Origin of the sequence: Rhodococcus sp. NPDC057014 (assembly GCF_042673295.1) — a bacterium.
In the GTDB taxonomy this organism is placed as follows: domain Bacteria; phylum Actinomycetota; class Actinomycetes; order Mycobacteriales; family Mycobacteriaceae; genus Rhodococcus_F.
This window is the reverse complement of record NZ_JBHUSF010000301.1, coordinates 1-11305: the sequence shown is the minus strand read 5'-3', so window position 1 is coordinate 11305 and position 11305 is coordinate 1. Positions and strand designations below refer to the sequence as shown.

Sequence of the window (11305 nt, the reverse complement as noted above, 5' to 3'; positions counted from 1 at the left end):
GAAACCTCGCATCCGGTGGGATGCGAGGTTTCGCCGCGGGAATTACCCACCTACTTGAGCGTCTGTCCGGCGTCGACCTTGAGCTCGAGGCCTGTCACGTAGCGCGCCTCGTCCGACGCGAGGAACGCGACCGCGTTGGCGATGTCCTCGGGCTCCACCCAGGGCACGTCCATGACGGGGATGGTGGCGAACCGGTCGGCCACGCTGTCGGGAGTGCGTTCCGCTTCGGGGATGTCGGGCGCGAACAACGCGTACGTCGGCGCGTTGTGGATCAGCTTCGTGTTGACCGACGTCGGCGCGACGCAGTTGACTCGGATGCCGAACGGGGCCAACTCCAGCGCCTGCGATTTCATCAGCCCGACGACGCCGTGCTTGGCTGCGACGTACGGCGACAAGTTCTGCATCCCCTTGATCGCCATGGTCGAACTGGTGAAGATCAGCGACCCGCCGGTTCCCTGGCGCTTGAGAATCGGGATCGCGGCCTTGGCGGTGTGCCACACGCCCTTGAGGACGACGTCCTGCGTGACCTGCCATTCGAGGTCGGTGACCTCCTCGCTGAGCCCGTACGACCAGATCCCCGCATTGGCGACGACGATGTCCAGCCGGCCCAGTTGCCGCACACCTTCGTCGAGCGCATGCTTCAGGGCGTCGTAGTCACGCACGTCGACCTGGGCGGTGACGACGTTGCGGCCCAGCGCCTTCACGCCCCGCTCGGTCTCTTCGAGGTCCGCCGGTGTCGACGGCGGAGCCACGTTGGTCTCGACGGGTGCGGCGACGTCGACGGCGATGATGTCGGCTCCGTCCCGTGCCAGGCGAAGCGCTTCCGCCCGCCCCTGACCGCGCGCCGCCCCCGTGACGAATGCGACCTTTCCTTCGAGTCTCGGCATCTGCCTGTCCCTTCTCGTGTCCTGAATGGGTTGTCGGTTGTTCAGTGCTGCGGCGGTGTCCCGAGGACCAGGCCGTAGGCGCGGCGGCTCAGATCGCCGGACATGTCGACCGTGATGGATTTGTCCTGGGTGAACTCCGTGAGTGCGTCCGGGCCGAGCTCTCGACCGATCCCGCTCTGCTTGTGGCCGCCGAACGGGAGATGCTGAGACATGTTGTGCCAGTCGTTGATCCACACGGAGCCGGCTTCGAGTCGGTCTGCGACGTCCAGTGCGCGCTGGTTGTCCCGGCTCCAGACGCCGGCGGCCAGGCCGTATTCGGTGTCGTTCGCGATCTTGACGGCCTCGTCCACCGAGTCGTAGGCGATGATCGACAGCACCGGTCCGAAGATCTCTTCGCGCGCGATGCGCATGTCGTTGGTGACGCCGGTGAACACCGTCGGTTGAACCCAGAAGCCGCGGTCGAACTCGGGACCCGCAGGTGTTCCGCCGCCGTGGACGAGCCGGGCTCCTTCGGTCTTGCCGCTCTCGATGTAGCCGAGGATGCGTTCGCGCTGCGCCGCATTCATCACGGCGCCGACGTCGGTCGACGGATCCAGGGGGTCACCGATTTTCAGCGTTTCCAACCGCGCGACGAGACGGTCGACGAACTGGTCGTGAATCGAGGTCGGAAGGAGCAGTCGGGTGCCGGACTCGCAGGCCTGACCGGCGTGCAGGACGAACCCGTAGATGGTGCCGTCGACGGCGAGGTCGATGTCGGCGTCGTCGAGGACGATGTTCGGTCCTTTGCCGCCCAATTCCAACAGCACGCGCTTGATCGTCTCGGACGCGTTGGCCATCACCCGGCGGCCGGTGGCGGTCGAGCCGGTGAAGGACACGAGCCGCACATCGGGGTGCTTGACGAGGTGCTCACCGACCGTCGGACCGTCGCCGATCACGACGTTGAGCACACCTTCGGGGAGGCCCGCGTCGCGCAGTATCGCCGCCAGTTCGAGGGCGAAACTCGGAGTCTTCTCGTCCACTTTCAGGACGACGCTGTTGCCGGCCGCCAACGCGGGGATCGACTTCCACACGGCGATGCTCGCCGGGAAGTTCCACGGACAGATTCCGGCGCACACTCCGACCGGTTCCTTCTTGACGAGCCCGCTGTGCAGTACCTGGCCGGTAATCGGTGCCGGCCGTACCCATTCGAACGTGCGGGTCAGCTCGGCGTAGTACTGCAGGTGCATCTGCGGAAATCCCACGGCGATCGCGAGCGCCGATCGGATCGGCATTCCGGTCTCGCGGGAGCTGATCGTCGCGATCTCCTCCATCCGGGCGGCGAGAGCGGTTGCGGCCCTGTCCAGTACGGCGGCCCGCTCGACGGGCGGTGTCCGGCGCCAGGAACCCTCCTCGTACGCGCGTCGCGCGGCAGCGACCGCGGTATCGACGTGATCCGTCGTCGCCTTCGCCGCGGTCGCCGTGATGTCCTCGGTGGCCGGGTTCACGATCTCGTAGCGCTCCGCAGTGTCGACCCACCCGCCGTCGATGAACATCCGATAGTGCGGAATCCCGTTCTTCGTCACCGTGGGGCCTTCGTCTCGCATGCGCACACTCCGTTCTCGACTCCCGATCTGGTGGGTCCGAGATTCGCCCGGAGGCGACACGGGCGGAAGTGGCTTTCTCGGCCACCGAGAAGCAAAGAGTGAGGCCGGTCTCAATTCGCGGCCGCCGAGATCCATTTCATAAAAATGGATAATGTGTGATACACAATCACCGCGCGGCTGTTCCGGACGAACGACCTCGCCGGACAGCCGGTCTCGCACGCGATGTGCAGCTTGCAGCAAGTGCGGATCCGCACACGAGCAGATTGGAACCCCGACATGTCACCAACGGCACCATCGACGGTGGCTGAATCGCCACAGCGCGAGCGCAGCCGATCCGAATCTCGTGGTAGGGCATGGGGGTTGACCGGACTCCTGGTGACCCTGTACGTCCTCAGCTCGGCCGACAAGGCCGTCTTCGGCCTGATCACGGTGCCGCTCCGCGAGGAGTTGCACCTGTCCGCCACCCAGATCGGCATGACCGGCAGCATCTTCTTCCTCGCCTACTCGCTCGGCGGGTTCCTCGCCGGTCCGCTGAACCGGATGCTGACGCTGAAGTGGGCGATCGCGCTCATCGCGGTCCTGTGGAGCGTGGTGCTGCTGCCGTTGATCGTGTGGGCGACGTTCGTCGCGCTCCTGATCAGCCGCACGCTGCTGGGTATGGCGGAGGGCCCGGCTTCGGCCCTGCAGCACACGGCCGCTTACTCGTGGCACGCACCGGCCAAGCGCGGGCTGCCGGGCGCAATGATCACCTCGGGCACGACCATCGCAAAGATCGTCGTCGTCCCCACTTTGGCGTTCATCATGCACGCCTACGGATGGCGGGCCACCGTCCTGGTGCTCGCCGCGGCATCTGCGCTGTGGGTCGTTCCGTGGCTGCTCACGTGGCGTCCCGGCCCGTACCTCGGTGTGGGCAAGCCCGGGGCGGAACAGGGCACCGCCGAACCCGCGGTGCCGTGGCGCCGCATCGTGTACTCGCGTACGTTCCTCGGTGGACTCCTCGCGGTGATCCCCGCGTACATGCTGATCAGCGTTGTCCTGCAGTGGCTTCCCTCGTACTTCGAGAAGGGTCTCGGGTATTCGCAGCTCCAGTCCGGCTGGATGTTCGCGTTCCCGAGCTTCGTCGGTTTCGCGGCGTTGATCGGCGGCTCGTACCTCAGTGACCGTGCGGTGGCACGCGGCAAATCGGTGCGCGCGGTCCGGGTCGTCGCGCCGGCGATCGGCATCATGATCGCCGGAGGCCTGTTGCTCGCGCTGCCGACGATTCCGTCACGCATGCTGACCGTCACCGCGATTTCCCTGGCCTACGGCCTGACCATCTCGGTGTTCCCGCTCTTCACGGCCACGATGTCGGAGATCTGCCCGCCCCGGCAGTTGGCCGGGACCCTAGGAGCATTCCTCGCGATGCAATCGATCGGCGGCGTCGTCGGGCCGTTGGCCACCGGCATCATCCTCGACGCGGCCGCCACGCCGGTCGCGGGCTACCAGACGGCGTTTCAGCTGATCGGCGCCGTCAGCGCGGTTCTGGCGCTGCTCGCCGTGGTGATTGCGGATCCGGCGAAGGACCGGAGCCGGAACCGGCAGACCGTCAGCGCGAGTTGATCCGACACTGGCCGAGCCGAGTCCGCCCGAGCCCCTGGTGATCCCAGGAGCTCGGGCGGATTTGATCGGGCCGGTGTTATCAGTTCTCGCCGGCGCGAGCCGCGAGGTTCTCCCGGAAGAACGGGGTCGCCTCCGCCACGGCGTGGTCGACGTACTTCGGCACGTCGTAGAAGTCCATGTGGGCGCCGCCCTCGACGACCACCAGCTTCTTGGGGCTGCGAACCCGGCTGTGCAGTTCAGTGGACATCCACAGCGAACCGGCTTCACTGCCCGCCACGATCAGCAGCGGTGCCGTGAACAGGTCCTCGACCAGGTGGAACGCGTCGAACGTGAAGATCCGCGAGATGCTCTTGGTGAACAGCTGCTTGTTCTTCGCGTTCGGGTGCTGCGCACGCGGGGTGAGGTAGTAGTCGTGCGCCTCGACCAGGTCGCGCGGAGTGCTGTCGTCCGGCTGTTCCGGAACGTACGGGATGTACGCCGGGTCGGCGCCCTGGGCCTCGGCGGTCCGCTGCTGCGCGACGGCCTGCAGTGTGGGCACCGCGGCCGCGTCGGAGTCGGTTCCGTACCAACCGCGTCGGAACGAGGTGCCGATGTTGACGGCGCTGACGGTGGTGACGGCCTTGATCCGGTAGTCGGTCAGGGCCGCGTTCACGGCGTATCCGCCGCCGGCGCAGACACCGAGAACACCGATCCGCTCGGCGTCCACGTAGTCCAGGCTCTGCAGGAAGTCGACGGCCGCGCGCACGTCCTCGACTCGCGCTGCCGGGTCCTCGAGGTGGTGGGGTTCGCCGCCGCTCTCACCCTGGAAGGACGCGTCGTAGGCCAGTGCCACGAAGCCTTCCTCTGCCAGCTTCGCGGCGTACAGACCCGCGGTCTGCTCCTTCACACCGCCGCCAGGGTGCACGGTGACGACCGCCGCGTAGCTGCTCTGCGGATCGAAGTTGTCGGGCAGAAACAGGTTGCCGGCCATGGCGATCGGGCCGTTGGGGAAGGTGATGCTGTCCATTGCTGTGTCTCTTTCTGATGGGGTTGTGATGTTCGGTCAGAGGTTGGTGTCGTAGAACGGGATCAGGGCGTCGAGAGCGAGCTTGACGGGCTCGGGCTGGTCGTACAGGTCGTAGTGCGAGAAGCCTTCGGCGACGACGAGCTGCTTCTTCTCGGAGCGGGCGCGGCGGTAGATCTCGAGGCCGTCGCGGTAGGAGCCGAAGGCGCCGGGCTTGTCGCCGACGACGACGCACAGCGGCTGGGTGAGGAGTACTTCGGCGTGGGTGAAGGCGTCCCAGCCGTATCCCGCTGCTCGTCGTGAGACCAGGCTGCGGGTGGCGCCGTTGGGCTTCTCCCCGCGGGACGTCTTGTAGTACTCGGTGGCCTCGACCACGTCGAGTCCCATCCCGGCCGCCGCGTCCACGGTGGGCGGCAGCAGATTCTCGACGTTCGGTTCGGTGCCGCGGGCCTCGGCGGTGCGCTGCGCGGCGATCGCGTCCAGTGTGGCGATCGGGTCGTAGGCACTGAAGGCCTCGTGCAGCAGGTGGCCGAAGTTGACGCCGACGACGCTGCCGACGACCTTGATGCGACGGTCGGTCTTCGCGGCGCTGATGGAGTATCCGCCGCCACCGCAGATGCCGAGCACACCGATCCGGTCGGCGTCGACGTAGGGGACGGTGACGAGGTGGTCGACGACGTAGCTGAAGTCCTGGACCCGCTGCGCGGGGTCTTCGATGAAGCGGGGTTCGCCGCCGCTGGCGCCCTGGTAGCTGGCGTCGAATGCGATGACGACGTAGCCGGCGTCGGCGAGGGCGGTGCCGTACACGTTGCCGGAGGTCTGCTCCTTGCAGCTGCCGATCGGGTGTGCGCTGATGATGGCCGGGTATTTCTTCGATTCGTCGAATCCGGGCGGGAAGTAGATGTCCGCCGCGATGTCCCAGTACGGGGTCTTGACGCTTACGGTCTCGATCCTCTCCGTGGCCATGAATTGATTTCCCTTCGTCGTCCGCCGGAGCCCGACGGTCTGAATGTCACTGCGTCGTGGACGCTGAATGTCACTGCGTCGTGGACGCTCGATGTCACTGCGTCGTGGACGATGTCCTCGACCCGCACTCATCACTCTGCTGCGATCCGCGGGGCCCTACCAGAGGCCGGTTATCGGGGGTACCGGCAGCCACTCCCTCGGGCCGTCGGAGGTCCCTAGGCTGCAGGTATGGAGATCGCCAAGGAAATCAAGGACTTCCTGACGACCCGTCGCGCACGCATCACGCCCGACCAGGTGGGCCTGCCCGCCGGCGGCCGACGTCGGGTCGCCGGGCTACGTCGCGAGGAGGTCGCAATGCTCGCCGGAGTGAGCGCGGAGTACTACGTGCAGATCGAACGCGGCGGCGTCGCGGGCGTGTCCGACGAGGTGCTGGACGCCATCGCCACCGCGCTGCGACTCGACGACGAGGAGACGAAACATCTGTTCACCCTCGCCCGCGCTGCGGCCACGAAGCCTCGCAGGCGTAAGCCCGCCCGGGCGCGCGTCGAGATGCCGGAGCCGGTCCAGGCGCTCGTCGATGCGATGATCACCGCCCCGGCCGTCGTGCAGAACGGTCACCTCGACATCGTCGGCGCCAATGCGCTCGGTCGCGCGCTGTACGCCGACGTGTACGACCGCGTGGACGGCGCACCCAACCTGGCCCGGTTCATCTTCCTCGACCGCCGCGCCGACGAGACGTTCCCCGACTGGAACAACGCGGCCGACGACGCCGTCGCGATGCTGCGGGTGGAGGCGGCGCGGTCGCCGTATTCGACGGCGGTCACCGGTCTCGTCGGCGAGCTCGCCACCCGCAGCGACGAGTTCCGCACTCGCTGGGCGGCACACGACATCAAGGCGCACCGGCGCGGAACGAAACGGTTCCATCATCCCGTCGTCGGCGACCTCACGCTGCGCTTCGAGGCGCTCGAGGTGGCCAGCGCGGCCGGTCTCACCCTGTACGGATTCACCGCGGAGCCGGGTTCCTCCTCCGAGGAGGCCCTCCGCCTGCTGTCCAGCTGGATCGCCACCGACAGCGTGGCGCATCAGCATTCCTGAAATTCCCTGAAGCGGGCTACGGCGAGTTCAGGATTCGCTCGACGATGCGTCCCTGGTGAGGGTCACGGCCACCGCGAGGAGGATGAGGACCAGCGCGAGGACGACGGCGTAGGACGGCAGCCAGTACGCCGCGACGGAGGCCGATGCGAGCACGGCGGCGCCGACGGCGCGCGCAACCCAGCCGGTGTGGGTGGTGAGCCGGAAGTAGATCGCGTGCGAGAGCAGGTAGATCGCCGGACCCGCGAGCATCAGGACGCCGCCGACCCCCGCCCGGTCGTCGCCGGCGTGGGCGAGCACCAACTCGCTGCCCGCGGCGAACATGACGAGGCCGGTGACGACGCCGTAGATCACGTTGATCCCGATGTGCACGGATCGGATCGGGTTCTCGGTGGCGGCTATATGACTTTCCACGATCTGTTCGGCGCGCCCGAAGTAGACGGCCCACAGGCAGACGAGCGCGACGAAGCACCCCGCCGCCAGCGCCAGCGTCAGTGCGTCGGAATGATGGGCGGCGATCACACGTCCCAGGGTGAGGACCGTCTCGCCCAGCAGGATGATGAGGAACAGTCGCATCCGCTCGAGCATGTGCTCCGCGTCGAACGGAAGTTGCTGCGTCTGCGTGCGTCCGCCCGGCAGCGGGTGTGCGCTCCAGGTGCCGACGAGATCGACGAGCGCGGCCACCGCCCACAGCCAGAGTCGCCATTCCGGGTCGAGTGCGGCGCCGGCCACCCAGAACGGCGCCGAGACCGCGAACCAGATCAGCACGTGCAGGAAGTGCGTGCGGAGGCTGGGCGTCGGGGCGGTGGCCGCCGCGTAGACGGCGGGGCCGATCAGTGCCAGCAGCATGGGAACGATGAAGAGCCACGGGCTTTCGTCGAAGGCGTGCCCGATGCCGGCGTTCATGAACAGGCCGAGGCCCATCACCGTGATCGTCACGGCCCGGGTGGCGGTGCGTTCGATGTCGAGGAGGGTGACCTCGAACGTGGTGAACGCCCAGACCCCGCACACCGCAACGAGGGCCACGAGGGTTTCGGCGGCGCCGTGCCAGGTCAGGTGGTCGACGAGGTGGTGCGTGAGCTGACCGATCGCCAGCACGAACACCAGGTCGAGAACAGCTCGAGCGGCGAGACCTCACGGTGGGTGCTGCGGGCTTGCCTGACCATCATGGATTCCTCCTCGGCGCCCAGAATCCTATCCGGCGGCGTCGAGGCGGACAGTCGTTTCGGCGGCGGTATCGGCGACCATCGGTTCCAGCGCGGCGGGCTGGCTGCGGTACTTGGCCTTGTACGCCGCCTCGACCGCGGCGTTCGTCGCGGGGTCGTTGGCCAGGTGCAGGGTCACGTCGGTCTCGATGCCGTCGGCGCTGATGCGCGCGACGTTGTTCCGCATCGCGTTGCGGTACCAGCCGCCGTCCGGGCCGAACGCGGACCGGATGTAGAGGTCGTCGGCGACGCGCACGACCCAGATCGGTATCCAGCGGCGCAGGGAGCCGTCGTTTCGGTAGCTGCTGATGTGCAGTTCCTCGGTGTGGCCGATGGTGTCGAGTTGGTCGCTGTGCCATGCCATGTCGTTATCTCCTGATGTCGGTGTGCGGAGGTCCGCGGCGATCTCCCTGGTCGGAGCGTAGAGCGGTTCCGGTGCGGGAGGGAGACGCTGCTGGCCCCCCTGTAGGCAGGGTTTCGCCCCTTGACATCCGCCGAATGGTGGATAATGTATTATATTGTTACTCGCGACACATGGAGGCATGCCCATGCAGCACAAGCCGCTCGACGGGATCCGCATCCTGGAGATCGGGGGGTACATCGCCCTTCCGTTCGCCACATCGATCCTGTGCGCGCTCGGCGCAGAGGTCGTGAAGGTGGAGAAGCCGGTCGTCGGGGAGGACTTCCGCCGCCACCAGAACGACGGCAGCCCCTACTTCCGCCAGTACAACACCGGAAAGCGGAGCCTGTCGATCGACCTGAAGCGTCCCGAAGGCGTTGCGCTGGTCAAGGCTCTCGTGCCGCACTTCGACGTCGTCCTCGAGAACCTGCGACCGGGCAAGTTGGCGGCGCTGGGACTCGGACCCGACGAGTGCCGCGCGCTGCGACCCGACCTCGTCTACGGGTCGGTGACCGGGTTCGGCTCGGGCGGCCCGCTGGCGAGCCGCCCCGCCTACGACACGATCGGGCATGCGTTCGGCGGTCTCTATTCCCTGTTCGGCGACGACGCCCGGCCACAGCTGGCCGGCGGGCTGAGCGCGGACCTGATCACCGGTCTGAGTACGGCAACGGGTGTCCTCGCGGCGCTGGTCGGACGGCTGCGTACCGGCTCGCCGCAACACGTGGAGACGTCGATCATGGAGGCTGTCAGCGTTCTGGCGACCGATGGGATCACGCAGTCCTTCGAGCTGGGATACGACCCGAGCAGGCAGAGCAGGCATCCGCAGGCGCAGAACTTCTGCGTCAAGACTGCCACCGGGGAGTACCTGGCCGTCCACCTGTCGTCCTCGCAGAAATTCTGGCGCTCGCTGTGCACGGCGATGAACCGGATGGATCTCACCGAGGATCCCCGCTTCGCCGAGTACCGCCCCCGGGAGTCGAACTACCATGAGTTGGCCAAGATCGTCGAAGCCGAGTTCGAGCAGCAGTCGCTGCAGCACTGGGAGGACGCCCTCTCCGCCGCGGACGTGCCGTTCGCCCCGGTGCTGTCGATGACCGGATTCGTCGAGCACGAGCAGGTGGAATGGCTCGAACTGGTCGAACCACAGCAGGACGGGCTGGCGCTGATCCGGCCGCCGTGGCGGTTCGCGGGCGAACGCCCCGATCGAGCGGGCACCGCGCCGCGGGTCGGCGCCGACAGCCGCGACGTCGCCGCGGAGGTGTACTCCGCCGAGCAGATCGACGACCTGGTGCAGGCGGACGTTCTGTTCGTCGAGCCCTGAGCCTGATCGTGCCCGGGGCACACATATTCCGTATTCGAACGACGATGGGTGAGTAATCGATGTCTGCCGATGTATCGACCGAAGGGATCGTGGTGGGTCCCGTCGACGACGAGTCCGCCGTGCTGGAGAACCTGCTGGCGACACGGTGGAGTTGCCGCGCGTTCGAGCCGCGCGAGGTCCCGCGACCGCTGATCGAGCGCATGTTCACGCTCGCGCAGCGGTCCGCGTCGTGGTGCAACACGCAGCCCTGGCAGGTCGTCTTGACCAGCGGTGCGGGAACCGAGCGTTTCCGCGACGGTCTCGCGGAGTACGCGCAGCAGCACGGCGCCGCGTTCGAGTTCGATCCGCCTGCGGAGTACCGCGGGGTCTACCGCGACCGGCGCCGGGCCAGCGGGTGGCAGCTGTATGAGGCCGTGGGGGTCGAACGTGGTGATCGCGCCGCGTCTGCACGCCAGTCGTTCGAGAACTTCCGCCTGTTCGGCGCTCCGCACGTCGCGATCATCACGACCGACGCCGAGCAGGGCGTGTACGGCGCGGTGGATTCCGGGCTGTACCTCGGCACCCTCCTGCTCGCGGCGCGGAGCCTGGGGATCGCCACGATCCCGCAGGCTGCCCTGGCGAGCCAGTCTCCCTTCATCCGTGAGCATTTCGGCATCGCGGACGACCGCAAGATTTTGGTGGGGATTTCCTTCGGCTACGCCGATCTCGACCACCCGGCGAACAGCTACCGGACCGCACGCGCGACGCTCGACGAGGTCGTCACCTGGCAGGACCGGTAACGACCTATTCGGTTGCCGTGGACGGTGTATCGGTGGCAGGACCGGCCGGGGCGCGGTCGGTCGCGGCCACGATCGCGAGCAGGCGCAGAGCCTGCTCGGACGGTGACTGCGGTTCCGCGGTGTACCCGACGAGGGACAATCCGCCCGCGCCGGTGATGTCGAAGACGTTGTAGGTCAGGGACAGGTCACCGACGTCCGGATGGCGGAACTGTTTGACGCCGTGCTGATGGGCCTTCACGTTGTGGGCGGCCCAGCGTGTGCGGAATTCCTCGCTCCGAGTAGCGAGTTCGCCGACGAGCCCGGTGACGACGGTCGAGTGGGGTGAGTGTGCGGCCTCCACCCGCAGCAGGGCCACGGCGTCGTCGGCCGCGGTGTTCCACTCCGGGAACACCGCGTCGGCGTGCGGGTCGAAGAAGATGAACCGGACGAGGTTCGGCACTCCCGTCGCCCGCGCGAAGACCGGCGCGTAC

Annotated in this window: 10 protein-coding genes and 1 pseudogene; 4 read left to right on the top strand and 7 right to left on the bottom strand. The window is 67.4% G+C overall.

All coding sequences use genetic code 11. The features are described 5' to 3' along the window. Positions 1-50: 50 nt before the first annotated feature. Together ACFTZB_RS36610 and ACFTZB_RS36605 are read right to left on the bottom strand one after the other, a co-directional pair. Entirely contained in the window at positions 51-887 is an 837-nt protein-coding gene (locus ACFTZB_RS36610) for a mycofactocin-coupled SDR family oxidoreductase (RefSeq protein WP_378439416.1), read from the bottom strand. A 41-nt stretch (positions 888-928) separates the two neighbouring features. After that, positions 929-2470 (bottom strand): aldehyde dehydrogenase family protein, encoded by a 1542-nt coding sequence (locus tag ACFTZB_RS36605; protein ID WP_378439414.1) that lies wholly within the window; start codon positions 2468-2470, stop codon positions 929-931. Positions 2471-2746: 276 nt separating this feature from the next. On the opposite strand from ACFTZB_RS36605, the gene ACFTZB_RS36600 reads away from it, so the two are divergent. Next, on the top strand, positions 2747-4069 hold the full coding sequence (locus ACFTZB_RS36600) for an MFS transporter (protein WP_378439412.1): 1323 nt from the start codon (positions 2747-2749) through the stop codon (positions 4067-4069). Between the two features lie 79 nt (positions 4070-4148). Here the strand turns inward: ACFTZB_RS36600 and ACFTZB_RS36595 are convergent, their stop codons facing one another. Together ACFTZB_RS36595 and ACFTZB_RS36590 are read right to left on the bottom strand one after the other, a co-directional pair. Further along, complete coding sequence (locus ACFTZB_RS36595; RefSeq protein WP_378439410.1) at positions 4149-5075, bottom strand: alpha/beta hydrolase; 927 nt, start codon at positions 5073-5075, stop codon at positions 4149-4151. A 36-nt stretch (positions 5076-5111) separates the two neighbouring features. Next, on the bottom strand, positions 5112-6038 hold the full coding sequence (locus ACFTZB_RS36590; protein WP_378439408.1) for an alpha/beta hydrolase: 927 nt from the start codon (positions 6036-6038) through the stop codon (positions 5112-5114). 228 nt (positions 6039-6266) lie between these two features. Here ACFTZB_RS36590 and ACFTZB_RS36585 point away from each other — a divergent pair, with 228 nt between their 5' ends. Beyond that, positions 6267-7133 (top strand): helix-turn-helix domain-containing protein, encoded by an 867-nt coding sequence (locus ACFTZB_RS36585; RefSeq protein ID WP_378439406.1) that lies wholly within the window; start codon positions 6267-6269, stop codon positions 7131-7133. 27 nt (positions 7134-7160) lie between these two features. Here the strand turns inward: ACFTZB_RS36585 and ACFTZB_RS36580 are convergent, their stop codons facing one another. Together ACFTZB_RS36580 and ACFTZB_RS36575 are read right to left on the bottom strand one after the other, a co-directional pair. After that, entirely contained in the window at positions 7161-8234 is a 1074-nt protein-coding gene (locus tag ACFTZB_RS36580; RefSeq protein WP_378439404.1) for a low temperature requirement protein A, read from the bottom strand. A gap of 90 nt (positions 8235-8324) precedes the next feature. Beyond that, positions 8325-8699, bottom strand: coding sequence for a DUF2255 family protein (locus ACFTZB_RS36575; protein ID WP_378439402.1), 375 nt, complete (start codon positions 8697-8699; stop codon positions 8325-8327). Positions 8700-8877: 178 nt separating this feature from the next. Here ACFTZB_RS36575 and ACFTZB_RS36570 point away from each other — a divergent pair, with 178 nt between their 5' ends. Beyond that, complete coding sequence (locus tag ACFTZB_RS36570; RefSeq protein WP_378439400.1) at positions 8878-10056, top strand: CaiB/BaiF CoA transferase family protein; 1179 nt, start codon at positions 8878-8880, stop codon at positions 10054-10056. A 59-nt stretch (positions 10057-10115) separates the two neighbouring features. Next, positions 10116-10835: a nitroreductase gene (locus ACFTZB_RS36565; protein ID WP_378439398.1), complete on the top strand. Its 720-nt coding sequence runs from the start codon at positions 10116-10118 to the stop codon at positions 10833-10835. A 4-nt stretch (positions 10836-10839) separates the two neighbouring features. Here the strand turns inward: ACFTZB_RS36565 and ACFTZB_RS36560 are convergent. Continuing rightward, positions 10840-11305, bottom strand: a pseudogene (locus ACFTZB_RS36560) (transcriptional regulator); the annotation flags it as partial.

Coding starts and splice junctions, on each gene's coding strand:
- ACFTZB_RS36585 (WP_378439406.1), top strand. CDS start 6,267: ATGGAGATCGCCAAGGAAATCAAGGACTTCCTGACGACCCGTCGCGCA.
- ACFTZB_RS36605 (WP_378439414.1), bottom strand. CDS start 2,470: ATGCGAGACGAAGGCCCCACGGTGACGAAGAACGGGATTCCGCACTAT.
- ACFTZB_RS36590 (WP_378439408.1), bottom strand. CDS start 6,038: ATGGCCACGGAGAGGATCGAGACCGTAAGCGTCAAGACCCCGTACTGG.
- ACFTZB_RS36570 (WP_378439400.1), top strand. CDS start 8,878: ATGCCCATGCAGCACAAGCCGCTCGACGGGATCCGCATCCTGGAGATC.
- ACFTZB_RS36600 (WP_378439412.1), top strand. CDS start 2,747: ATGTCACCAACGGCACCATCGACGGTGGCTGAATCGCCACAGCGCGAG.
- ACFTZB_RS36610 (WP_378439416.1), bottom strand. CDS start 887: ATGCCGAGACTCGAAGGAAAGGTCGCATTCGTCACGGGGGCGGCGCGC.
- ACFTZB_RS36575 (WP_378439402.1), bottom strand. CDS start 8,699: ATGGCATGGCACAGCGACCAACTCGACACCATCGGCCACACCGAGGAA.
- ACFTZB_RS36595 (WP_378439410.1), bottom strand. CDS start 5,075: ATGGACAGCATCACCTTCCCCAACGGCCCGATCGCCATGGCCGGCAAC.
- ACFTZB_RS36565 (WP_378439398.1), top strand. CDS start 10,116: ATGTCTGCCGATGTATCGACCGAAGGGATCGTGGTGGGTCCCGTCGAC.